Origin of the sequence: Pseudoalteromonas sp. UG3-2, assembly GCF_037120705.1 — a bacterium.
GTDB lineage: Bacteria > Pseudomonadota > Gammaproteobacteria > Enterobacterales > Alteromonadaceae > Pseudoalteromonas.
The window spans coordinates 2,724,466-2,747,197 of the sequence record NZ_JAWLJU010000002.1 but is presented as its reverse complement, the minus strand read 5'-3'; the positions used below and the strand labels follow the sequence as shown (position 1 = coordinate 2,747,197).

The window sequence follows — 22,732 nt, the reverse complement described above, 5'->3', positions numbered from 1 at the left end:
AGTAGCTCGCGATTAAATTGCTTTGTGGTAAAGCTCAGAACCTGACTTTACAAACTCTTCTGATTTGGCTTGCATTTCAGCTTCGACATCCACCATTTGGATCTCAATTTCTTCCCCCAGTTTGTTGGGATCAATGCCTTTGGCTTCCAACGCATTGGCATAGTCACGAACGTCTTGGGTAATTTTCATCGAGCAGAACTTAGGTCCACACATGGAGCAAAAGTGCGCCACTTTGCCAGACTCTTGCGGCAAGGTTTCATCGTGGTATTCCCGTGCGCGCTGCGGATCTAAACCAAGGTTAAATTGGTCGTGCCAACGGAATTCAAAGCGCGCTTTAGACAAGGCGTTATCGCGCACTTGGGCGCCAGGGTGGCCTTTGGCCAAATCGGCGGCATGAGCGGCAATCTTATAGGTGATCAGGCCCTCTTTAACGTCTTCTTTGTTGGGCAAGCCGAGGTGCTCTTTCGGCGTGACATAACACAACATAGCACAACCATACCAAGCAATTTGCGCCGCCCCAATACCTGACGTGAAGTGGTCGTAACCCGGTGCAATGTCTGTGGTCAGTGGCCCTAAAGTGTAAAACGGCGCTTCATCACAGTGCTTAAGCTGTTCGTCCATGTTTTCTTTGATTTTGTGCATTGGCACGTGACCTGGGCCTTCAATAAACACCTGAACATCGTGTTTCCAAGCAATTTTCGTCAGTTCACCTAGGGTGCGCAGCTCACTAAATTGGGCTTCATCGTTGGCATCGGCAATCGAGCCCGGACGCAGGCCATCCCCTAAAGAGAAGCAAACGTCGTATTGCTTAAGAATTTCACAGATCTCTTCAAAGTGGGTATAGAGGAAGTTTTCTTTATGGTGAGCCAAACACCATTTCGCCATAATTGAGCCACCACGAGAGACAATACCAGTCACCCGCTTTGCCGTCATGGGTACATAACGCAGTAATACCCCAGCATGAATAGTAAAGTAATCAATGCCCTGCTCCGCTTGCTCTATTAAGGTATCGCGGAACACTTCCCAAGTCAGATCTTCGGCCACCCCATTCACTTTTTCCAGCGCTTGATAAATGGGCACGGTGCCAACCGGAACTGGTGAGTTACGCACCACCCACTCTCGGGTTTCGTGAATGTAACGACCGGTAGATAAATCCATCACAGTATCGGCGCCCCAACGCGTCGACCACACCATTTTTTCCACTTCTTCTTCAATGGAAGAGCTCACCGAAGAGTTACCAATATTGGCGTTTACTTTCACTAAAAAGTTGCGACCAATGATCATCGGCTCAGTTTCTGGGTGGTTAATATTATTAGGTAGTACGGCGCGGCCACGAGCAATTTCATCGCGTACAAATTCAGGGGTAATAAACTCCGGAATGCTGGCACCAAATGACTGCCCTTGGTGTTGCTGCTCTAGTATTTCTTTGCGTAATTCAGCACGGCCCATGTTTTCACGAATGGCTACGTACTCCATTTCTGGGGTGATGATCCCCTGGCGGGCATAATGCATCTGGGTAACGTTTTTCCCAGCTTTTGCTCGGCGAATTTTCGGCAAGTGCTCAAAACGAATGTGATCCAAACCTTCATCGGCCATGCGCTGCTGTGAAAACTGCGATGTAACTGAGTCGAGTAATTCGGTATCGTCTCGCTCTAAAATCCAGCGCTCCCGAAACTTTGCTAAGCCCTTGCGCACATCTATATCGATTTCAGGGTCAGTATAGGGGCCGGAAGTGTCATACACTCGGATTGGATCGTTAGGTTCGAACACCGGCTCTTCTTCTGTGCCGCCCACAAAGGTATCGCTCAGAGTGATTTCACGCATCCCCACGCGCACACCCGTTTGCTGACCTTCGACATAGACTTTATGCGAGCTGGGAAAAGGCTGGCCGGTTAAATTATGGATAAACTCTGCCGCGGCTTCACGCGACTCACGACGACTTAACTTGCTACTTTTATTTGACATGACGTCCCTCTACTTTTTATTAAAAGGTGTCTTGTCAGATCCCACAATGGGAGAGACGAGGAAAATCCTCGGGGGTGGTGGATAACGACTACATCACGTCGTTATAGACAGATATTGTAAGTCTGCTGTCTTGTTCCCTACGCAGGCATTAACCTGATCAGGTCCACGGATCCCGCACAATGCGATCTCAGCCTGAGTAAACATGTTCAAGACATAGCTACTCGAGGCACTCCGACAAGTGTGCTAGCCACCAAAGTGGTGGCTAACGCGAATGCAGCTACTGTTTAGCAACTGCGAAAAACTGTTCTGCTTGTAGTCTACTGCCTTACTGCAACCGTAGCAAGGCTACAATAGCAAGACTATTTTTTCACTAAGGTAAAGCGTTGGTTGCCGACCAGTATCAGCTGCTCGCCATCCAATTCTAGCTTTACGCCTGACTCTAACTGTTTGATCAATTGCGACTCGAGCTTAGCGACCTCACCACGACAAAGCTTTCGAGTCATGCCAATATTGCTGACTTGCAAGGTGCCATCGGTGACTTTGCCTTCGCCAAAAAAGCGGTTACAACCACTGAAGCCGTTGACTTGCAGCGCATCGATAAAACGCACTGTTGCTCCGAGTGATTGCACATTGTTACCGTCTACTTGATACACCTGCCAAGTGGAAAATTTCAGTGTATCCTTGTCTACCTTCCCTGTTGAAAGACATCCTGTGAGCACCAATACGGCTGCAAATAGGGTGATAAATTTCATGGTAAACCATCGTTAAAAAAATCTGCCGGCATTATAACGCTGTCATAGCAAAAAACGGCAGTAAATTTATGTAAAAAACCCCGTTAAGCGAATAATTGGCTTAATGCGTCTGGTAAAAAGGGCCTACCGCGTTCATTAACTGAGGTACCAGTGATGACAGCATCAAGCATCAGTTTGTCATCAGCACTGCGGATCACTTGCTGCTTAAACGCAAATTTGATTTTGCTTATTCGCTCAAGCTCCACCGTGACATAAAAGTGATCTCCTGGCACCAGCGAGCCTTTGTAATTCATTTCACTGCGCACCACCACTAAGTTAACTTTTTGCTCCGCTAAGGCGGCGAAATCGATGTGGTTGGCTAATAAAAATTCGTGTCTGGCGTGCTCGAGATAGTTGAAGTAAACACTGTTGTTGACAATCCCTTGTAAATCACACTCGTAGTCTCTTACCTTAAAATCAACTTTAAAAGCCATGTTGTTTCCTTATGATCTAATTTTCAGGGCTAACATATAACACAATTTCACTGTTAACTGGTCTGGCTTTTGCTAAACTGTGCGCAATCAAAAATGGGACAAAGATTAAGCATGAAGTTAAAACTCTCTACCATCACGTTGGCGTTGCTGCCTTTTTTCTCTCACCAAGCCCTTGCCGATGAAACGCTGGAAACCATTGTTGTCACCGGTGATTTTCAAGATGAAAGCATCCAAACTCTCAGTGCTAGCGCTTCCTTAATGGATGAGCTGACCATTGACAAACGCGGTGCCCAATACTTGGATGAGATTTTAGGTGCTACCGCCAACGTTAACTTTACCGCTGGAGCCTCTCGAGGCCGCTTTTTGCAGATCCGCGGAGTTGGTTTGCGCTCGCAGTTTGTTGACCCGATTTATCCCAGTGTTGGCTTACTTATCGACGGCATTAATTATTCTGGCTTAGGTGGCAGTGCGCTATTGTTTGATAGTGAATCGGTGTTAGTTTACCGTGGCCCACAAGGCACCAAGTTTGGCTCAGATGCACTAGCTGGCATTGTTGAGGTGAGTACTCAGGCCCCTACTCAAGACCCAAGCTTAAAGCTCAAGCTTGGCGTCGGCAATTATGGCAGCTACGAAGCGGGCATCGCCGCAGGTACTGGCCTGAGCGATAATACCGCAGCTCGCGTTAGCTTATATCAACGTGAATCCGACGGCTATGTCGACAACCTTTACCTTGATAAACCGACACAAACACAAGACGAGCAGGTAGCACGGTTTAAGCTGAACTCACAAGTCAGTGAACACCTAGCACTTAACTTTGCTTATCATCACATTAATACTGACAACGGCTATGATGGCTTTACCCTCGACAATTCTCGCAATAGCGTGGCTGATGAGCCTGGTCAAGACAACCTCGAGTCTGACGCCTTTGCTCTGCGCGGGGTATATACTCGCGCTGCGGCATTTGATTTCGAATTTAAACTCTCTGGTCTGCAGGCTGATACGCTTTACAGCTACGACGAAGATTGGGTGTGTAATGACCCCAGCGAGCCACAGCTGTGCGCAGCAGGACTTCACGAATACGGCTACAGCTCAACAGACGCATATTTTCGAGATTATGAAAAAGGCAATATAGAACTGTTATTAAAAGATAAGCAAAGTGATTGGGTGGTGGGCTTTTACACCAAGCGTAACGATGTTGACTTAACACGTGAGTACACTTGGTTAGCCGCCCCTTTTAGCTCAGCTTATTCGGTGCAAAGCGAAGCCATTTTTGGCCAATACGTGCATCACATTTCTGATAAAACCCGTCTTATTACTGGTCTTCGTGCCGAGCAATACGATGCCGATTACCTCGACAGTAACGGTGCTAGCATCACCAGTGATGACCTAATGTGGGGCGGTAAGCTAGCACTTGAGTACCAGGTTGTGCCGCGCACCATGATTTATTCTAGCCTGACCCGCGGCTATAAAGTTGGTGGTGTAAACGGTGAAGCGTTAGCAAAGGCCCAAGATGAAGGGCTACAAATCGCAACAGAAAATCACTACTTTGACCCTGAATATGTCTGGAATGCGGAGTTTGGTGTTAAAGGCAAGTCGGCAGACAATCGTCACCTGGTTCGCGTCACCGCATTCTATATGCAGCGTGATGACATTCAGTTAAAACAATGGCAAGTGTCTAATCAGCAGTTTGCAGGCTACATTGATAACGCCAGCGAAGGCAATAACTATGGCCTCGAAGTCGAGGGTAACTTCCAGTACACCGAACGCTTAGGGTTAACCTATAGCGCTGGCTACTTGGAAAGCGAGATTGAAAACTTTGTCTCCGCCACCGGCGTGAGCCTCGATGGTCGCGATCAGGCCCAAGCACCCACTTATCAATACGCCCTTGCGGTAGATTATGCCTTAACGGATAACCTGGTATTTGAACTCGGCGTTGAAGGCAAAGACAGTTACTACTTGTCAGACAGCCATAATGAGCAAGCGGACAACCACAATTTAATCAATGCCAGTTTAAGTTACTACGGCGACAACTGGTCGGTGATTGCGTGGGGCAGAAACTTAGCCGATAAAGACATTGTGGTAAGAGGGTTTCGATTTGGTAACAACCCACTGGATGGCTACCAGCCACATACCTATGTGCAATACGGCGAGCCAAGAGTGTATGGTTTAAGCTTTAATTACGAGCTGTAACAGGTCACTAGAAATAAAAAAGGGAAGTGTTAGCACACTTCCCTCGTCGCTTGCGCTGAGGTTAAGCCTCAGGCAGATTACGACCGTAGAATACTTCTTGGATCTCACGGTTTAAACGTAAGCGGATCTCTTCTTCTTCCTGCTCTCCCAAGTCGTCAGTGCTGATCCCGAATAAATAGGTATTCAAATCGGTTTCTTTTAACATCATCTTGGTGTGGAACAAGTTTTCCTGATACACGTTCACGTCTACCATATGGTAGGCCTCTTTGGTGTCTTCAGACATGTAGTTTTGGATTGAGTTGATAGCGTGGTCAATATAGTGCTTTACGCCGTTAACATCACGGGTAAAGCCACGAACACGGTAGTCTATCGTCACCACATCCGACTCTAGCGAGTGGATTAAGAAGTTCAGCGCTTTTAACGGTGAGATAACACCACAGGTCGACACTTCAATATCGGCTCTGAACGTACAAATGCCGTCATGAGGGTGTGCTTCTGGGTAGGTGTGAACACAAATATGGCTTTTATCTAAGTGCGCTACCACAGAGTCAGGTAATGGTCCTGGGGTCTCATTGCTGTCAAAGGTCTGCTGCTCTACCGGCTCTTCTGAGACCAAAATAGTCACACTGGCCCCTTGCGGCTCATAATCTTGACGCGCGATATTAAGCACATTGGCACCAATAATATCGGTGACGTCTTTAAGAATATCGGTAAGGCGATCGGCACTGTATTGTTCGTCAATGTATTCTAAATATTCTTTACGCTGTTGCTCAGTCTTGGCGTAGCAAATATCGTAAATACTAAAGCTTAAACTCTTCGTTAAGTTGTTAAAGCCATGGAGTTTAATTTTATCAAAGGGCTTGTTCACGATAGACCCACCTTAATACAAAAAATCTGCGCTGCAGAACCAAAAGTTCGCGGATTTTATACGAAAATAACGCCATGAAAAAGCGTTATTTTGACTCACTTTCAACCACTTCATGGCTGTGTGTAATTTCCACTGCTTTTTCAAGCATTAATGCCACAGAGCAGTACTTTTTAGCAGACAAGCTCACGGCTCTTTCTAAATGCTTTTCAGAAACGTTGTTGCCAGTGACCACAAAGTGTAGATTGATTTTAGTAAACACCCGCGGGGCGCTTTCGGCGCGCTCAGCGCTAAGCTTTACTTCCACGTCGCTGATATCCTGACGGGCTTTTTGCAAAATACTGACCACGTCGACTGAAGAGCAGGCGCCTGCCGACATTAATACCATTTCCATTGGGCTTGGGGCTGCACTGTCAGATCCCGTATCAAACACCACATTATGGCCTGACGCCGAACGTCCAATAAAGGTATCCCCTTCTACCCACTTTACACTTGCTAGCATATTCATCCTCTATAACGTACAACACCGCCAACAGGCGGTGTGATGCTTAGCCGCTACTCAACAAAATGCGCGGCTTTTAATAAGTTTCGATTTTGCCAGCTTAAACCGCAGAATCAAATAGGTTTTTTAATAATCCAGCAAACTCTTCTATAAACTCGCGCTGCTCAACCGTAACCCGTTGATCAACCACACTTGAGAGTACCTCTTGTAAGTCGTAAACGATGCCATCTACCTCACGTACAATTAAGCTGCGTTGCTCTGTGGTCAGCTCACTGTGTTGCTCACATATCCGGATCACATGTTCAGCAATTACGTCTTCGATTAATTCCATGACTCTAGGCGCACCAGGCTCTACCTGCCCGGGCTTCTCAAACAAGGCTAAGTTTTGCGTCAAATACATGACCAGTTCATCGTACCCTTGTTTATCTAACACCATACTTTGCTCACCTGAACCTATCAAAGACATCTCCTATTGATTTAAGCAGAAAGTTTTTTCGATTGCTACTTTTGTAGCCACTAAGACACAAAAAAGCAGCCGAAGCTGCTTTTTTCATCCTTTACTGTTGCTACTAGCTCAACAGCACTATTTTAATCTAAAGATAAACCTGGGCTCAAGCTGCCTGGTAGAGTTACCTTTTCTAGCTCCACAGAAGCCACAGGGTAAGCGCAGTAGTCTGCGGCATAGTAAGCACTTGCGCGGTGGTTACCTGAAGCGCCAATACCACCAAATGGTGCGGCACTTGATGCCCCTGTAATTGGACGGTTCCAGTTAACGATGCCGGCACGGATACGACGTAGGAAACGATCGTAGTCCGCTTCATTGTCGCCTAAAAGACCTGCCGATAAGCCAAAGCTGGTTTCATTGGCTTTTTCAATCGCTGCATCAAAGTCAGTGTAACGGAATACTTTTAGTAATGGACCAAAGTGTTCTTCATCAGGGAAATCACTGATGTTTGAGCATTCAATGATGCCTGGTGTTACAAAGCCGGTGCCTTCTTTGTGGGTTAGCTCAACTAACACTTCACCGCCCAGCTCTACTAGTTGCTGCTGCGCTTTTACCATGCCTGCGGCAGCGGCGTTTGAGATCATAGAACCCATAAATGGTTGATCTTCATCGTCGTAGTTGCCCACTTTAATGGCTTTCGTCGCTTTGATTAGCTGTGACAAGATAGCATCGCCTTGTTCCCCTGCTGGTAAGAACAACTTACGCGCACAAGTACAGCGCTGGCCACTAGAAATATAAGCTGATTGCAGAATATCGTGAACCGCGGCTTTGGTGTCGGCAACATCTTTAACCAACAGTGGGTTATTACCACCCATTTCAAGTGCTAGGATTTTGCCAGGCTGACCGGCGTACTGCTCATGCAATAGGTGACCTGTGCGCGACGAACCGGTAAAGAATAAACCATCAATACCCGCGTGCGACGCAAGCGCTTTGCCTGTTTCTACTTCACCTTGAACTAGGTTGATCACACCAGCAGGTAAGCCCGCCTGTTGCCATAGTTTCAGAGTTAACTCAGCGACCTTTGGCGTCAGTTCTGATGGTTTGAAGATCACCGTGTTGCCCGCAAGCAATGCCGGCACAATGTGACCATTGGGTAAGTGACCTGGGAAGTTATATGGACCAAATACCGCTACTACACCGTGCGCCTTATGGCGAATAACGGCACGACCTACTGGCATTGGGTTTTCTACCACGCCAGTACGCTCTTGATAGGCTTTTTCAGAAATGGCAATTTTACCCACCATGGCACCCGCTTCAGTGCGCGTTTCCCACAGTGGCTTACCAGTTTCTTGTGCAATAGCAACTGCCAACTCTTCGCTGTTTTCTTTTAATACTTCAGCAAAACGCTTAACGATGTCTAAGCGTGCTTCAAAGCTTAGATCGCTCCATGAATAGAAGGCTTCACGTGCTGCCTTAACGGCGCCATCTACTTGCTCAGGCGTTGCAGAGTTTGCACTCCAGATGACATCATTGTTTGCTGGGTTTACCGAGCTAAAGCTTGCGCCTTGTCCAGCAACCCACTCACCATTTATAAATTGTGCTGCATGTGTTGTCATAATCTATTCCCAATCTTAAATCTTTACGAGGCTAACTTGGTCGCCCTCTGCTACTTTTAAGGCCGCGGCAACGTGTGGTGCTAAAATCACTTGGTCATCTTCAGCCAAGGCCAGATCCAATACCGATGCGCGATAGTCTTCTAGTTTATCATTTGCAACCATAACAGGGAATCCGCCAGTGTTGTCGCCAATTTTAACGGTTCTAACCTGAGTGTTGCGCACAGTACGGACGTTGTCGACTTTGGCTTCTACTGTGGGACCGGCATCGAAAATGTCGACATAACCATTAAAGGTAAAGCCCTCACTTTTTAGCAGCTCAATCGCTGGGCGAGTGTTGTTATGTACCTGGCCAATGACCGCTTGTGCTTCTTTGCTAAGCAGATTGACGTAAATTGGATACTTTGGCATCAGTTCCGCAATAAACACCTTTTGCCCAATACCGGTGAGGTAATCGGCGGTTGGAAAGTCCATGGAAAAGAAGTGCTCTTCGAGCCACTGCCAAAATGGACTGTCGCCATTTTCATCCGACACACCGCGCATTTCTGCGATCAAGGTCTCAGCAAAACGGGCACGATGTTGGTTAATAAACATAAAACGTGCGCGCGATAGCAACTTGCCATTTGCACCTTTACGATAGCCGTCTTTCAAAAATAACGTGCATAGCTCTGTGGCACCGGTGTAATCGTTGCACAGAGTCAAAATATCCACTGCTTTGTAAACATCCAAAGTGCGTGACGAGTGGATCACTTTGCTTAAATGATAGTGATAAAACGCATCATCTAAACCCACCGCGGCTTCAATACCACTAGTACCTACCACTTCACCTGTTTCACTGTCTTCCAGTACAAATAGGTAGCCTTCATCAAAAGGCTTATCGGCTTGCTTGCCAAACGAAGCCACCGAACGTGCAATTTTCTTTTGTAATAGCTCTTCATTAACCGGCAGTGACGTAAAGCCATGTCCCGACTCGTGAGCAATGTTTAAAAGCGCTGGATAATCGCTTTCTTGGATTGGGCGAAGGATCATCATGAGCCCGCTTACTCCTCAAAATTATGGATCACAACAAGGCTGCCCATCGGCAGCCTCGCAAGCATATTAAGCGTTGTTAGCAACGACGGCTGCAACCGCTTTTTCAAAGCGCGCCATGCCTTCACGGATATCCGCTTCAGGGATAACCAGTGATGGTGTAAAACGAACCACGTTTGCACCAGCAACAAGTGACATCACACCTTGCTTAATGCCTTCAACTAAAAACTCTTTTGCTTTACCTTGATACTTTTCAGCAACTACGCCACCAATGAGTAAACCTTTACCACGTACTTCACTGAATACGTTGTGCTTGTTATTGATTTCAGTAAGTAGCTCGCGGAACAGCTGCTCTTTTGCTTTAACGCCGTTAAGCACCTCTGGTGTGTTGACGGTATCAAACGCAGCTTCAGCTACAGCACACGCCAATGGGTTACCACCGTAGGTTGAGCCGTGAGTACCTACTTTTAGGTGTGCTGCAATCTCAGTGGTGGCGATCATGGCACCAATAGGGAAGCCACCGCCTAGCGCTTTGGCCGTGGTAAGAATATCTGGTGTTACGCCTAGGCCTTGGTATGCGTATAAGTCGCCCGTACGACCGACACCGGTTTGTACTTCGTCAAAAATAAGCAGTGCATTGTGCTTATCACATAGCTCGCGTACACCTTTTACGAAATCCGCATCAGGTGAAACGATACCGCCTTCACCTTGTAGCGGCTCCATCATGACTGCACAGGTTTTGTCAGACATGATTTTTTCTAGTGCTGCTAGGTCGTTATAATCGGTGTGCGCCACATCACCCGGCTTTGGACCAAAGCCATCTGAATAAGCGGCTTGACCACCTACCGTCACAGTGAAGAAAGTACGACCGTGGAAGCCTTTGTTAAACGAAATGATTTGTGACTTTTCAGCACCGAATTTATCCAGTGCCCAACGACGTGCTAGCTTTAACGCCGCTTCGTTTGCTTCGGCACCTGAGTTGGCAAAATAGACTTTGTCTGCAAACGTGGCGTCAGTTAGCTTTTTCGCTAGACGTAATGCCGGCTCGTTGGTCATAACATTAGATAGGTGCCAAATTTTTTCACCTTGCTCTTTCAGCGCGCCCACCAAAGCTGGGTGACAATGACCAAGACAGTTAACGGCGATACCACCAGCAAAGTCGATATACTCTTTGCCTTCTTGATCCCAAACACGTGAGCCTTCACCTTTTACTGGAATTACCGCAGAAGGGGCGTAGTTAGGTACCATTACGTCATCGAACAATTCACGATTAATAGTCATTTTATTTCCTCATATTTGGTGAGTCAAAGTGCTTCAAGGTAGTCAGTCCTAATGGCTTACATGACCAAGGCCTGTAATGTATGCGGATAACTATGCAGCCAATATGGCGCTGATTAAGTCTGTATTAATCCTTGATGGCACAATTTTCATACGCCTATTATTCCAGAAAAAGCCCGTTTTGTCTCATATCTCTCTGCCGTGGAGGCCTTGATATTCAAGGGTTTAACATATTTTCTCACCTTCAGTGAATAACTATTTAGGACATATTTTATGGGCAAGGCAAGCGCTGTGCAGCTTTGCACAGCTCGCCATGTGATGGGCTATGAATGAATAGTCGCAAAAAAAATTTTAGTTTTTTTTACAAAATCGTCAACTGCAGGTTATGGAAAGCACATTTAGCGAGTTGTTTGCGCATTTCATCGCTGAGTTCTAGGTGTTGCAGTAAAAGTTCCGCTTCATCTTCTTCAATCAGCTGGCTGTCTTTTAAAACAAGCATTTGCGCATAGCCATAGGCTTTTTGCATCACCGTAGTTAACGCCATAGGGTCGGCTATTTTTTTATGCGCATTGGGTAAATAAGTTTGCGTATATTCCTCCATGACAACATTAAACGGCAAATATTTCAGTTCCATTTTTTCGATAAGCTTGCACGATAGCTCTGCCGAGTGGTTGACCAACAAGTTACGCAAAAACAGCGGATCGGGTGCCAGTTCTAACAGAGCTGAATGGAGATCTTTTTGCTTTTTGTCACGGGCGATCTTTACTTTGGCCTGCCAGACCTTTTCAAAAGTACGCAAGTAAAGCCGGACTAACGCGATTTTACCTAACTCTAACAGCATGCCTAAGGTAAAAGCGTGCTGCTCTTTAACGCCATAAAATGGCGCCAATTCTTTTGCAGCAATGGCGGTACTCATGCTTAATTCGCGCATTTTACGCTTCATTAACGGGAAAGGCTCTGTGGAGTGTGGCATCCAATGACGCATTGCCATGGTGGGGATCACCATTTGCAAGTTTTCTAACCCTAAGTAACGCAGTGCCAGCGCTGGGGTATCGACTTTTATTGCGGTGCCTTTGCTGTTCTTTTTACGGTACTGCGGCAAGTTAACCAAAGACACCAGCTCACGACCTAACCAACTCAGGTCATTAACCAAGGGTTCAAGACGCCCCACAGACGCCGAACGCACCGCCAGAATATCCAATAAAGCCGGCACGGAATCTTGGATCCCAACCACTTCATGATAAATGTTGTCTAGGTCATTAATTTGTTTGCCAATGGCCTCTTCGATAACAGAATGTAAGTGCTTACTCGCTTTTGCAATATATTTGTGATGACTGGTACTGCTTTGTTGACGCTTGGCGGCAGCGGCAATTTCAACTTCCAGCATAGTTCGCTCAGCGATATTTTCGCCATAACTCATATCAAAAGTATGGATATAGCCAATCTGCTTTTGTGCGAAATTAAGACTGATAAGAAGATCGTGAGCGCGTTCCGATAATGCTTGTGCCACTCTAGTTTGCTTGTTTTCTTGCGTCATGCATGCCACTTAAATTATGAGAGTTTAATAAGATACTCATACGTAACATTATCAGCTAAACGTATGAGTTTTCTATTACTACACCGCAGATTATACCAATAAAGACAACTTTTTGGTGCAATTTTCCTCACTTGGAGTTGTCTTCTGTGCCTGGCAACATGAAAAATGCTGATACCAGCGTAGATGCTTAGTGATAACCTAAATTAATGCCACAATGACTAAACTCTAGAAGCGTTTGATAAAGTTATCAAGTAATGTCAGCCCATGCTCGGTAAGAATGGCTTCGGGATGAAATTGCACCCCTTCAAGTGCTCGCTCTGGCACAGATAGCCCCATAATTTCATCAAGTTGGTTGCTTTGTGTGGCTGTCCAAGCCGTTACATCAAACGTCTCAGGCAAGCTCTGTTGCTCAACCACTAAAGAATGATAACGACAAACCTGGTAACTGTTCGGTAAGCCTTTAAATACCCCTTGGCCATTATGCTGCAGCTGTGACGTTTTTCCGTGCATCACCTCCTTAGCGCGGATCACTCGCCCGCCAAGTGCTTGGGCAATGGTTTGATGCCCTAAACAAATGCCTAAAATGGGTATATTGCCTTGAAACTGTTTTACCACCTCAAGCGACACTCCAGCTTGATCTGGACTGCAAGGACCTGGTGATATCACTAAGTGCCTAGGCTTTAGCTGCTTGATTTCATCAAGGGTGACTTCATCGTTGCGCTTCACTAATACGTCTATATCTAGGCGCTGAAAATATTGCACCAAGTTATAAGTAAAAGAGTCATAGTTATCTATCATTAACAGCATGTTTTCTACCACAAAAGCGCCTAACACAGGCGGAACCTAAAGCTGATGACGGCTCTAAAAAAGGCAATATTACCATGAACGCTGGATAAATCCGATGTGCCCTCGCGACTAAAAAGGGCTCACACATAAAAACACAAAAGGCACCCTAAGGTGCCATTTTTGCACTTTCACCACGGCTGTCGCTAAACCTCGATCGTGGCAAAGTAGTGGTTTGTATTACTGACGCGGAATAAAGCCCAAGGCATCGTATACCGACTTCAACGTCTTTTCGGCACGTTCACTGGCTTTATCGGCCCCCTTACGCATAATCTCATCGAGCAGTGTACGGTCTTCTCTGATCTCTTTAAAACGCGCTTGGATCGGTTCAATCATGGCAACTACAGCGGCAGCGGTGTCTTTTTTCAGGTGACCATACATTTTATCTTCATACTCAGGAACCAGGTCCTCGATTGAACGTTTGGTGGCAACGCTCAATAAAGTCAGTAGGTTTGATACTCCTGGCTTTTCATCACGGTCAAAGTAGATACGTGCCTGCTCATCGGAATCCGTGACGGCTTTTTTCAGCTTTTTCTCAATTTTTTTCGGCTCATCTAACAACATGATGTAGCCATTGGGGTTTTCATCCGACTTTGACATCTTCTTCAGCGGATCTTGTAAGCTCATTACTCGGGCGCCAAACTCTGGAATATAAGGCTCTGGGATTTTAAACACATCACCGTATAAATTATTAAATCGCGTGGCAATATCACGAGTAAGCTCTAAGTGCTGCTTTTGATCTTCCCCTACCGGCACTTGATCCGCTTGGTACAGTAAAATATCAGCCGCTTGCAGCACAGGGTATGAAAATAAGCCAACATTGACATTATTCGCGTGCTTTGATGACTTGTCTTTAAACTGCGTCATGCGGTTTAGTTCGCCCATCTGCGCGTAACAATTCAATACCCAAGCTAACTGAGCATGTTCAGGTACTTGAGATTGCACAAATAACGCCGCTTTGTCCGGGTCAATACCACAGGCAGTATATAACGCAACGCCATCTAATACACGTTCGCGCAACTGCTCTGGCTCTTGACGCACGGTAATGGCATGTAAGTCCACAAGCATAAAGAAACTTTCATGGTCTTCTTGTAGTTTAAGCCACTGGTTAATGGCACCTACGTAATTGCCTATTGTCATCCCACCGGTGGGCTGAATACCACTTAATACTACAGGTTTACTCATGTCGTTCCTTTATCTTTGCTTACATTAACGTTGATTAATAATGGGGATAATATCTAACAACCCATCACACAGGTGCTGTGGCCTGAATTGTTGTAAATCGAACCCCTGATTATACCCATATTTTACCGCAATCACAGGTATGTTAGCCGCTTCGGCTGCGAAAATATCGCTTTTTGAGTCTCCCACCATGATGAGTTTTTCTGTTGGCAGCTTAAGTTGCTCTGCCGCCAACAGTAAAGGTTCCGGTGAAGGCTTTTTAGCGCAATCGTCACCGCAAATCACCACATCAAAGTACTGACTAAGGTTGAGCTTGGTCAGTAAGGTGGTGGTAAACTCGCGGTTTTTATTGGTTACAATGGCTTTGCCCATGCCCGCACAAGCGGCAAGCGTAGTCTCAACATGACTATATAAAACCGCATATTGCCCCACCAACTCAGCATAATGCTGTTTAAAACGTGCGGTGGCTTTTGCTACCAGCGCTGCGTCAAGTTTATCACTGACTTCATGACTGCCACTGAGTCCACGCTGTACCAGCACCTCGATACCATTGCCAACCCACTCTCTTACTAAGGCATGACTGACAATGGGGTAAGCAAGTTCACTCAAGGTTAGATTCAATGCCATGTACATGTCTTCGGCACTGTCGACTAGAGTACCGTCTAGGTCAAATAATACTCCTTCAAAACGCATTACTTTACCTGCGCTAGCTGAGCACGCATGGCATCGATCACTGCTTTGTAATCGGGCTGGTTAAAAATGGCCGATCCTGCGACAAACATATCGGCACCGGCAGCGGCCACTTCGGCAATATTATCAACCTTGATACCACCATCTACTTCAAGACGAATATCACGCCCAGATGCGTCTATTCTTGCTCGCGCTTCTTTTAATTTTTCTAGCGTGTGCGGGATAAAACTCTGGCCGCCAAAACCTGGATTTACTGACATCAGTAGTACTTGGTCAATTTTGTCCATCACGTGGTCGAGGTAATGCAATGGCGTACCGGGGTTAAATACTAGGCCGGCTTTACAACCAGCGTCTTTGATCAATGCTAAGCTACGATCAATATGTTCACTGGCCTCAGGATGGAAAGTAATGATACTGGCACCCGCTTTAGCAAACTCGGGAATTAAACTATCCACCGGCTTAACCATAAGGTGGACATCGATTGGCGCGCTAATGCCATAGTCACGAAGCGCCTTGCACACCATAGGACCAATGGTTAAGTTGGGCACGTAGTGATTGTCCATTACGTCAAAATGCACGACATCCGCTCCGGCCGCTAACACCTCCTCAACCTCTTCCCCTAGTCTGGCAAAATCCGCCGATAAAATAGAAGGTGCAATTAAAAAATCCGACATCTGTTTTCCCCTCAAGCTAAAACCGCCTTACTGTAGCGTAAATAAGCGATAAAGTCTCCGTTTTAAGGCCTTTTCAGATTGTGCAATAAACGAACATTGTGTATTATTGGTTAGAGTCTACTTTCTGGGGATAGGGTTATGGTTTCTAGTATCAAAGCACGGATTGCGTTGATAGCAGCGGTGCTCGTTGCATCAGCGGGCGTCTTTTCATTTGATAACAATAATGAGAGGGTTGCCGAATACGCTGCCTGTAGTTGTAGCACAAGTCAGTTTGTCGCTGATTCTGAAGCGTGTCAGCCAGAGTCACACACCAGCTGGGTGGCATGGTTAACGGGCGGCAGTAGCAATGGTCAATTCCATTACTTGGATTTGCTCGAGCTGCTTATCGGCTCCAACGATGAGCAAAACAGTAGCAAAGTTTCTTCGCCATATTAAGTACGTTTAGTATGGCCTCTTCCAATAGCAAGCTGGCTGTGTTCCAAAGTGTGGTTGCAGCCATGTTTGGCGTCCAAAGCCAAAACAAACGCGCAGAAGACTTTAATAACCGCCGCTTTTGGCCGTTTGCTGTCGGCGGCGTTATCTTTGTTGCCGCTTTCGTGATTATTCTGGTTTGGTTTGTTAACGCGGTAGTGTTAGCTTAGCCTTAGGGCGATGATACATTGCCATTAATTCGCCGACCTTATTTCTGCCATTGCCTTTAGGACTAATGGTGCGCTTAACCTTAATAACATCCAACTTTGCCTGGTTATAAATCTTCCGCGTCCACACCGTATCATGGTTCGAAATAAGCACCGGTGTTTGCCGCTCGAATGCCGTGAGTTCTGCTAAGTTGGCCAGTCTTGCTTGGTCGTCAAGGTCAAAACCACCTTTGGCGTAACTGGTAAAAGAAGCCGTTTTACTCAGAGGCACATAAGGGGGATCGCAATACACCACGGCATTATCAGGAATGGCATTAAATACTTCACTGTAGCTTTGGCAGGTAAACGTCGCACTCTGCGCCTTTTCGGCAAAGACGTATAACTCACGTTCTGGAAAGTACGGCTTTTTATACTTACCAAACGGCACATTGAAAATCCCCTTTAGGTTGTAGCGACATAGGCCGTTGTAACCGTGGCGGTTCATATACAAAAAGAGAATGGCCCGTTCATAGATATCGATGCTTTCATTAAACTGTTTACGATAAGCATAATAGGCATCTGGGTGGTTATTCAGCTCCACAAACAAGCGTTTGGCATCGCTGACAAACTCGTCCGGAGTGCGCTTAAGCTCGTTATACAGGTTAATTAAGTCGGCATTGATATCGTTGAGGATATAATGCTTAAAGTGAGTATTTAAAAATACAGATCCGGCTCCAACAAAAGGCTCTACTAAGGTATCGGCTTCAGTACTTGCTGCTTGTAAGCGCTTAGCAATGTCTTCCACTAAGCTGTATTTTCCGCCTGCCCATTTTAAGAAGGCTCTAGTCTTTTGTTGCATGCTCGTTCTATATCGTGATTGATTGCAGGATTTTACACTAAATGCGTTTAATTACCGAGAGACTGAGTGATTTCTTGCTTAATTTTACTCACTTGCTTAAAAAATGGCTGTGCGCTGTTAATTGCCTCCGGTAGCTGTGCTTTTGCTGCTCTTGCCGCTGCTAATGAAGAATACGCCGATGACGTCACCACATACCAAGTTTGCTCACCACGGATCACCTCAAATTGGTGCATAGTAACATCAGCATGCTGTGCCATGAACTCGGCCGCAATCGCAGGCTCTGTCACCGCCAGCAGTTGGATCACCCAGCCGCCGTCTTGTTGTTGTAAAAACCATTGATTGCCCTCAGGCGCTGGGTTGGCTTTTTCTTCACTAAACGGCTCAGAATCTGACTGCAGTAACTCTGCTACGTCTGCCGTTGCCGCAGGCTGAGAAGATGGTGGGGTTTTAGCTTCGCTCGGCGGCGCAGCTGCGGCACTTTGCTCTTCATTGGTGTCTAACGCCTTTGGGGTCGCAGTTAATGCCGCAACAATACTCGCCACTTGAGCTGCATCTTGCTGTGCAACAGGCTGCAGTGCTTCCTTAATTTCTTCATCCGCAGCACTGCTTAACTCTTTCACATTACTGGGCTGCGCCTGAAAGACACGCTCGGCATCCAGCGCGGTTGCAACGGTTTGCGGCTCGGACTCTTCGAACCAATAATCTCGTAACTCTTGCTCGTACACGATGGCAACCATCAATGCCGTCAAAATAAAACACAGCGCTATCACATACCACTGCCACTGTGCCTTGCGTTGTCCTTTATCGGCCTTTGGTCGTAAATTAAGCTGCTCGTTTGGCTGCCAGGTCAGTAGCACACTGGGGATGCCACGCGCTTCGGCTAGAAATGTACTGAATATAGGGTCTTCATCAGGCGGTAACTCACGGTAAAACATCTGCATTAGACGTTTACTCTCCACCAAAGAAAGCGGCTCAATATGAATATCGAGCCCACTGGGCAGTACCTGTGGCTGCTGTGAGGTGGCTAAAATATAAATGGTTTCTTTAGCAAAGGTGGCAAGTGACTGTAATTGCTCTGCCATCTCGCTAGTTAAATGACGAACATTATCAAGCACCCACAAGCAGGGACCACAAGGTTGCTCATCATGCAGTAAGGCGAAGTTTTCACTCAGGCTGAGCTTTTGATCGATTAATGGACTACGAAAACTGTGCTCCAGAAGCTGGCGCATGACCTCGAAATCGCTGCTATTGGCAGTTAGCTTAACAAAAGCCTTGTTAAATTCAGGGTACTTATCAGTAAGAAAAGACTCAGCCAGATAGCTTTTGCCCAGCCCCGAGGTACCGACCAAGGTAATAAGGTTTTGGCCGTACTCGAATTGCAAAGCAATTCTGTCTACCAAAGCCGCGCGACTCGGTAAAATTTGCGATTGCATTTAGCTGCCTATTAAGGTTTCCACAGCGTCATCGCTGACATCATCAACCAGTGCACACTGCCCCAGCTGAGTCGGCAAAATAAACCGGATCTTGCCTTGCTTATTCTTTTTATCTTTACGCATATGCTGTAAAAACTGTTGGCTGGTCATCTGTGCCGGTGCTGCGGTTGGCAAGTCATAGCGTTTCAGCACTTGGGCAATTTTATCTACTTGCTGCGCCGTTAAGTCCCCGCGATGCTGTGCTAACTTTGCCGCTAACATCATCCCTGCAGCAACCGCTTCACCATGCAACCAATTGCCATAACCCATTTGCGCCTCAATGGCATGACCAAAGGTGTGGCCTAAATTCAGCAGTGCACGGAGGCCCGCTTCGGTTTCATCTTTTGCAACAATGTCAGCTTTGATGGCACAACACTTATATATTACTTGTTGTAAGCACTCGGGGTCTAAGTCTCGCAACTTAGGCTGCAGCTCTGAAAGGGTATCCAGAAAGTCAGCATCATAGATCAAGGCATACTTAATTACTTCGGCCATGCCAGCAGCAAATTCTCTAGCTGGTAAGGTGGTTAATGTTTGGGTATCAATAAACACCGCTTTAGGCTGATAAAAAGCACCAATCATATTTTTACCCAAGGGGTGATTAACTGCCGTTTTACCACCAACCGACGAGTCAACTTGAGACAATAAGGTGGTTGGAATTTGGATAAAGGGCACACCGCGTTGATAACAAGCGGCAACGAACCCTGTTAAGTCACCAACGACACCGCCGCCTAGAGCAATTAAGCAGGTATCACGGCCACAGTTGTGCTCAAGTAAGAAAGCGGAAATTTTTTCAAACCATTGCAGTGATTTGTATTGCTCACCGTCAGGAATGATAAAGTGAAGTGGGGCTAAGGAGCTAAGCTGCTCTTGTAGCTGTGCCAGGTAAAGGGGTGCGATGGTAGAGTTGGTGATGATGACTGGACGACTTTGACCGATATACTGCTTCAGTCGTCCGGCATCAGATAAAAGTGCTTCACCAATAAAGATAGGGTAGCTGCGCTCGTTTAAATCAACCTTTAATTCAAGCATGGCTTTCCCTCTCAGTGGTATTTTTTAGAAATCTAATTTATCAATTATTTGGTTTGCAACTACTTTGGCGCTTTGCTCATCGGTACGAACAACGTGGTCGGCCACTTCTCTATATAGTGGTTCACGTTCTTCTGCTAAGCGCTCTAATACGTCACGTGAATCTTCATCAGTTTGCAATAAAGGACGACGCTTGTCACGCTGAGTACGAGCTACCTGTTTTTCGATTGGCGTTTCTAGGTAAACAACAATACCGCGCGCAGATAACTTATTGCGAACTTCTTTGCTGATCACAGAGCCACCACCGGTCGCTAACACAATGCCTTGCATTTCTGTTAGATCCGCGATGACAGATTCTTCACGCTTGCGAAACCCTTCTTCTCCTTCGATATCAAATACCCAAGAAATATCTGCACCAGTGCGGCGCTCGATTTCTTGATCTGAATCGAAAAACTCAAGGTGTAATTGATCCGCAATGTGACGACCAATCGTGCTTTTACCAGCCCCCATAGGGCCTACTAGAAATATATTACGTTTCTCAGCCATATCTTATTTAGTACAAACGAACTCTAAAATTTGAAATAAAACCCCGCCTAACGACCTGGCCCCAAAATTAAGGAGGGGATTATCTCAGTAATCTGCGAATGATTTCAAGTCAAACACGCAAAAAGCGTAATACTTTTGCCAATCGCAGGCCTATAAACTGTCTTGAATTATCTTTGGTGTCACAAATATCAACAACTCACGCTTCTCATTTATGTCACGAGAGTTTTTAAACAGCGTTCCAACGTAAGGAATATCTCCTAAAACGGGAATTTTGCTCACTGCGGTTTTGACTTCTTGTTGATATATACCACCCAAGACGATGGTTTGACCATTTTCAACCAAGACCTGAGTCTGAATTTGTTGGGTATTGATTGCCACTGCCGGGCCATTGGGTGTCTGCACGATATCACCTTTGGTATCTTGTGTAATCACTAGATCAAGAATAATCTTATTATCCGGCGTGATCTGTGGTGTTACCTCTAAGCTCAGCACCGCTTTTTTAAAGCTCACTGAGGTGGCGCCACTGGATGAAGCTTCGACATATGGGATTTCTGTACCTTGCTCTATTCGCGCTTTCTTTTGATTAGCGGTGGTAATGCTTGGTGTGGCAATGATCTCCCCTTTATTCTCCTGCTCTAAGGCGGACAGTTCTAGGTCAATCAAGGTGCCATCAGCCAGTTTGGCAATGTGCATCCCGATGCTACCCGCAGAAACACCTTGCACACCCAAATTAACGTTCAAGCGGTTTTCTAATGATGGGATATTGCCATTGGATAAGTCATCAGCCCCTTCGAGAGAGCCCGAAATCGCATCGCTGCCTTGTTGATCACTAAAGCCCCAACGCACGCCTAGATCTTCTTGAACGTTATCATCCACAGTCACCATACGCGACTCGATACGCACCTGCTTCACTGGCACATCGAGGGTATCGACCATTCTGCGCACACTTTCGATGCTTCTGGCGGTGTCTTTGATTAATAACGTATTAGTGCGCTTGTCGACACTGACGCTACCGCGATTACTAATGATGGAGTTAATATCGGTTTTTAGCAGATCAGCAAACTCTTCCGCCTTAGCGTAGTTAAGCTGAATGTACTCACTATAAAGTGGCTCTAATTCTTCTACCTGCTGACGCGCTTGCAACTCTTTGGCTTCGCGAGCCGCCAGCTCCTCAGAAGGGGCGACCATCAATATCGAACCGTCCATGCGCTTATCAAGCCCTTTGACTCGCAGCACCACATCCAGCGCTTGATCCCATGGCACACCATCGAGTCGCAGCGTTATGTTACCTGATACCGTATCACTGGTGACAAGGTTAAAGTTATTGGTGTCGGCAATGATCTGCAGCACAGAACGAATAGGAATATCTTGGAAGTTCAGCGTGATCGGCTGGCCTTTGTATGCTTTTTGCTCGCCAAACGTTTCACTGCCCTCATCTTTTTCCACCGACAAAGTAAAAATGTTGTCTAGTTGTTGGTAGGTAAACTTAAACGCAGCATTGGGCTCAATAACGATGCGGCTTTTATTCTCTTCTTTGAACGTTTCGATGGTGGATACCACAGTACCAAAGTCAAGCACATCAAGCTCGTATAACAGATCGTCTGCGATATCAATGTGATGAAAATCGGCAATAATTTTACCGCCACGCTCTTGCACATCAATGGCCGCTTGATTGTGCTCTAAAAAGGCCAATATCTTTGCTTGGCCTTTTTCACCACGACGAAAATCAATGGCCTGAATTTGGTTGATAAAGGACGTGACTTGGTCGTTTTGCTGCTGCTCTGACACGATAGGCTGATCGGATACTTCCACCAGCACGAGATTGTTCTTAACTGTGGTTTTATAGAGCTTTAACGCTTCCATATTAATAGCAACAACAAAGCCACCATCACGTAGCTCGCTGGTGATGCCCTTGATACCAGCCTGATCAATCTTCAGCGCCTTAAGGCTTTCTTCAAACTCCGCATTGGCAAAAAACAGCTCAATACTGGCTTCTTCCCCCACCACATTGACTTTGGGTTCCGCTGCTAATTTTTCATCAAACACTAACTGTAGCTGCGTTTCTCCCGTTGCCACTGGGTTATAGCGAATGTCATATAGCATTGGGATTGCGTGTGCGATGGATGATAACCCTATTGCTGCAACACCAAGCAGCGTATTTAACATCTTCC

At 46.2% G+C, this 22,732-nt stretch carries 22 protein-coding genes and 1 riboswitch; of the genes, 3 read left to right on the top strand and 19 right to left on the bottom strand.

Annotated features, from left to right (window positions below; translation table 11 throughout):
- Nucleotides 1-12 precede the first annotated feature (12 nt).
- The 3 genes from thiC to R3P39_RS15330 form a co-directional block, all read right to left on the bottom strand.
- Nucleotides 13-1,965, bottom strand: a complete 1,953-nt coding sequence (thiC, locus tag R3P39_RS15340) for a phosphomethylpyrimidine synthase ThiC (RefSeq protein ID WP_336568532.1) — start codon at nucleotides 1,963-1,965, stop codon at nucleotides 13-15.
- A 117-nt stretch (nucleotides 1,966-2,082) separates the two neighbouring features.
- Nucleotides 2,083-2,209, bottom strand: a riboswitch (TPP riboswitch).
- A 115-nt stretch (nucleotides 2,210-2,324) separates the two neighbouring features.
- The gene (locus R3P39_RS15335; protein ID WP_336568531.1) at nucleotides 2,325-2,717 is read right to left on the bottom strand and encodes an META domain-containing protein; all 393 of its coding nucleotides are present in this window, start codon (nucleotides 2,715-2,717) and stop codon (nucleotides 2,325-2,327) included.
- Nucleotides 2,718-2,800: 83 nt separating this feature from the next.
- Nucleotides 2,801-3,190 (bottom strand): acyl-CoA thioesterase, encoded by a 390-nt coding sequence (locus R3P39_RS15330; protein WP_336568530.1) that lies wholly within the window; start codon nucleotides 3,188-3,190, stop codon nucleotides 2,801-2,803.
- A 111-nt stretch (nucleotides 3,191-3,301) separates the two neighbouring features.
- Here R3P39_RS15330 and R3P39_RS15325 point away from each other — a divergent pair, with 111 nt between their 5' ends.
- Nucleotides 3,302-5,380 carry a TonB-dependent receptor gene (locus tag R3P39_RS15325; protein ID WP_336568528.1) on the top strand — a complete coding sequence of 693 codons (2,079 nt, stop codon included), beginning with the start codon at nucleotides 3,302-3,304 and terminating at the stop codon, nucleotides 5,378-5,380.
- A 61-nt stretch (nucleotides 5,381-5,441) separates the two neighbouring features.
- Here R3P39_RS15325 and speD read toward each other — a convergent pair whose 3' ends face one another.
- The 11 genes from speD to rpe form a co-directional block, all read right to left on the bottom strand.
- The gene (speD, locus tag R3P39_RS15320) at nucleotides 5,442-6,248 is read right to left on the bottom strand and encodes an adenosylmethionine decarboxylase (protein ID WP_336568526.1); all 807 of its coding nucleotides are present in this window, start codon (nucleotides 6,246-6,248) and stop codon (nucleotides 5,442-5,444) included.
- 85 nt (nucleotides 6,249-6,333) lie between these two features.
- Entirely contained in the window at nucleotides 6,334-6,747 is a 414-nt protein-coding gene (locus tag R3P39_RS15315) for an OsmC family protein (RefSeq protein WP_336568525.1), read from the bottom strand.
- 100 nt (nucleotides 6,748-6,847) lie between these two features.
- On the bottom strand, nucleotides 6,848-7,183 hold the full coding sequence (locus R3P39_RS15310; RefSeq protein ID WP_336569332.1) for a DUF3802 family protein: 336 nt from the start codon (nucleotides 7,181-7,183) through the stop codon (nucleotides 6,848-6,850).
- A gap of 152 nt (nucleotides 7,184-7,335) precedes the next feature.
- The gene (gene astD / locus R3P39_RS15305; protein WP_336568523.1) at nucleotides 7,336-8,808 is read right to left on the bottom strand and encodes a succinylglutamate-semialdehyde dehydrogenase; all 1,473 of its coding nucleotides are present in this window, start codon (nucleotides 8,806-8,808) and stop codon (nucleotides 7,336-7,338) included.
- A gap of 15 nt (nucleotides 8,809-8,823) precedes the next feature.
- Nucleotides 8,824-9,837 carry an arginine N-succinyltransferase gene (gene astA / locus R3P39_RS15300; protein WP_336568522.1) on the bottom strand — a complete coding sequence of 338 codons (1,014 nt, stop codon included), beginning with the start codon at nucleotides 9,835-9,837 and terminating at the stop codon, nucleotides 8,824-8,826.
- Between the two features lie 66 nt (nucleotides 9,838-9,903).
- The gene (locus R3P39_RS15295; RefSeq protein ID WP_336568520.1) at nucleotides 9,904-11,115 is read right to left on the bottom strand and encodes an aspartate aminotransferase family protein; all 1,212 of its coding nucleotides are present in this window, start codon (nucleotides 11,113-11,115) and stop codon (nucleotides 9,904-9,906) included.
- Between the two features lie 358 nt (nucleotides 11,116-11,473).
- Nucleotides 11,474-12,649 (bottom strand): HDOD domain-containing protein, encoded by a 1,176-nt coding sequence (locus R3P39_RS15290; RefSeq protein ID WP_336568518.1) that lies wholly within the window; start codon nucleotides 12,647-12,649, stop codon nucleotides 11,474-11,476.
- Nucleotides 12,650-12,874: 225 nt separating this feature from the next.
- The gene (locus tag R3P39_RS15285) at nucleotides 12,875-13,456 is read right to left on the bottom strand and encodes an anthranilate synthase component II (protein WP_336569331.1); all 582 of its coding nucleotides are present in this window, start codon (nucleotides 13,454-13,456) and stop codon (nucleotides 12,875-12,877) included.
- A 216-nt stretch (nucleotides 13,457-13,672) separates the two neighbouring features.
- A complete protein-coding gene (trpS, locus tag R3P39_RS15280; protein WP_336568517.1) occupies nucleotides 13,673-14,677 on the bottom strand; it encodes a tryptophan--tRNA ligase in 1,005 nt (334 codons plus the stop codon).
- Nucleotides 14,678-14,701: 24 nt separating this feature from the next.
- Nucleotides 14,702-15,367, bottom strand: coding sequence for a phosphoglycolate phosphatase (gene gph, locus R3P39_RS15275; protein WP_336568516.1), 666 nt, complete (start codon nucleotides 15,365-15,367; stop codon nucleotides 14,702-14,704).
- Nucleotides 15,367-16,038, bottom strand: a complete 672-nt coding sequence (gene rpe, locus R3P39_RS15270) for a ribulose-phosphate 3-epimerase (protein ID WP_336568515.1) — start codon at nucleotides 16,036-16,038, stop codon at nucleotides 15,367-15,369. Before rpe ends, gph begins: the two co-directional genes overlap by 1 nt.
- 138 nt (nucleotides 16,039-16,176) lie before the next feature.
- Here rpe and R3P39_RS15265 point away from each other — a divergent pair, with 138 nt between their 5' ends.
- Nucleotides 16,177-16,473: a hypothetical protein gene (locus R3P39_RS15265; protein ID WP_336568513.1), complete on the top strand. Its 297-nt coding sequence runs from the start codon at nucleotides 16,177-16,179 to the stop codon at nucleotides 16,471-16,473.
- Between the two features lie 11 nt (nucleotides 16,474-16,484).
- Complete coding sequence (locus tag R3P39_RS15260) at nucleotides 16,485-16,679, top strand: DUF2970 domain-containing protein (protein WP_336568512.1); 195 nt, start codon at nucleotides 16,485-16,487, stop codon at nucleotides 16,677-16,679.
- Here the strand turns inward: R3P39_RS15260 and R3P39_RS15255 are convergent.
- From R3P39_RS15255 to R3P39_RS15235, 5 genes are all read right to left on the bottom strand, one after another.
- On the bottom strand, nucleotides 16,657-17,514 hold the full coding sequence (locus R3P39_RS15255) for a Dam family site-specific DNA-(adenine-N6)-methyltransferase (RefSeq protein ID WP_336568511.1): 858 nt from the start codon (nucleotides 17,512-17,514) through the stop codon (nucleotides 16,657-16,659). The genes R3P39_RS15260 and R3P39_RS15255 overlap by 23 nt on opposite strands.
- A 47-nt stretch (nucleotides 17,515-17,561) precedes the next feature.
- Nucleotides 17,562-18,947: an SPOR domain-containing protein gene (locus R3P39_RS15250; protein ID WP_336568510.1), complete on the bottom strand. Its 1,386-nt coding sequence runs from the start codon at nucleotides 18,945-18,947 to the stop codon at nucleotides 17,562-17,564.
- The gene (aroB, locus tag R3P39_RS15245) at nucleotides 18,948-20,018 is read right to left on the bottom strand and encodes a 3-dehydroquinate synthase (RefSeq protein ID WP_336568508.1); all 1,071 of its coding nucleotides are present in this window, start codon (nucleotides 20,016-20,018) and stop codon (nucleotides 18,948-18,950) included.
- A 24-nt stretch (nucleotides 20,019-20,042) separates the two neighbouring features.
- On the bottom strand, nucleotides 20,043-20,561 hold the full coding sequence (gene aroK / locus R3P39_RS15240) for a shikimate kinase AroK (protein WP_336568507.1): 519 nt from the start codon (nucleotides 20,559-20,561) through the stop codon (nucleotides 20,043-20,045).
- A 150-nt stretch (nucleotides 20,562-20,711) separates the two neighbouring features.
- Entirely contained in the window at nucleotides 20,712-22,727 is a 2,016-nt protein-coding gene (locus R3P39_RS15235) for a type IV pilus secretin PilQ (protein WP_336568505.1), read from the bottom strand.
- Nucleotides 22,728-22,732 lie beyond the last annotated feature (5 nt).

Excerpts from the sequence above, each read along its gene's own strand:
- R3P39_RS15330 (WP_336568530.1), bottom strand. The coding sequence starts at position 3,190 with ATGGCTTTTAAAGTTGATTTTAAGGTAAGAGACTACGAGTGTGATTTA.
- R3P39_RS15255 (WP_336568511.1), bottom strand. The coding sequence starts at position 17,514 with ATGCAACAAAAGACTAGAGCCTTCTTAAAATGGGCAGGCGGAAAATAC.
- R3P39_RS15325 (WP_336568528.1), top strand. The coding sequence starts at position 3,302 with ATGAAGTTAAAACTCTCTACCATCACGTTGGCGTTGCTGCCTTTTTTC.
- R3P39_RS15290 (WP_336568518.1), bottom strand. The coding sequence starts at position 12,649 with ATGACGCAAGAAAACAAGCAAACTAGAGTGGCACAAGCATTATCGGAA.
- aroK (WP_336568507.1), bottom strand. The coding sequence starts at position 20,561 with ATGGCTGAGAAACGTAATATATTTCTAGTAGGCCCTATGGGGGCTGGT.
- astD (WP_336568523.1), bottom strand. The coding sequence starts at position 8,808 with ATGACAACACATGCAGCACAATTTATAAATGGTGAGTGGGTTGCTGGA.
- R3P39_RS15295 (WP_336568520.1), bottom strand. The coding sequence starts at position 11,115 with ATGACTATTAATCGTGAATTGTTCGATGACGTAATGGTACCTAACTAC.
- R3P39_RS15235 (WP_336568505.1), bottom strand. The coding sequence starts at position 22,727 with ATGTTAAATACGCTGCTTGGTGTTGCAGCAATAGGGTTATCATCCATC.
- gph (WP_336568516.1), bottom strand. The coding sequence starts at position 15,367 with ATGCGTTTTGAAGGAGTATTATTTGACCTAGACGGTACTCTAGTCGAC.
- R3P39_RS15265 (WP_336568513.1), top strand. The coding sequence starts at position 16,177 with ATGGTTTCTAGTATCAAAGCACGGATTGCGTTGATAGCAGCGGTGCTC.
- R3P39_RS15335 (WP_336568531.1), bottom strand. The coding sequence starts at position 2,717 with ATGAAATTTATCACCCTATTTGCAGCCGTATTGGTGCTCACAGGATGT.
- R3P39_RS15260 (WP_336568512.1), top strand. The coding sequence starts at position 16,485 with ATGGCCTCTTCCAATAGCAAGCTGGCTGTGTTCCAAAGTGTGGTTGCA.
- R3P39_RS15285 (WP_336569331.1), bottom strand. The coding sequence starts at position 13,456 with ATGCTGTTAATGATAGATAACTATGACTCTTTTACTTATAACTTGGTG.
- R3P39_RS15315 (WP_336568525.1), bottom strand. The coding sequence starts at position 6,747 with ATGCTAGCAAGTGTAAAGTGGGTAGAAGGGGATACCTTTATTGGACGT.
- thiC (WP_336568532.1), bottom strand. The coding sequence starts at position 1,965 with ATGTCAAATAAAAGTAGCAAGTTAAGTCGTCGTGAGTCGCGTGAAGCC.
- rpe (WP_336568515.1), bottom strand. The coding sequence starts at position 16,038 with ATGTCGGATTTTTTAATTGCACCTTCTATTTTATCGGCGGATTTTGCC.
- R3P39_RS15310 (WP_336569332.1), bottom strand. The coding sequence starts at position 7,183 with ATGGTGTTAGATAAACAAGGGTACGATGAACTGGTCATGTATTTGACG.
- aroB (WP_336568508.1), bottom strand. The coding sequence starts at position 20,018 with ATGCTTGAATTAAAGGTTGATTTAAACGAGCGCAGCTACCCTATCTTT.
- astA (WP_336568522.1), bottom strand. The coding sequence starts at position 9,837 with ATGATGATCCTTCGCCCAATCCAAGAAAGCGATTATCCAGCGCTTTTA.
- R3P39_RS15250 (WP_336568510.1), bottom strand. The coding sequence starts at position 18,947 with ATGCAATCGCAAATTTTACCGAGTCGCGCGGCTTTGGTAGACAGAATT.
- trpS (WP_336568517.1), bottom strand. The coding sequence starts at position 14,677 with ATGAGTAAACCTGTAGTATTAAGTGGTATTCAGCCCACCGGTGGGATG.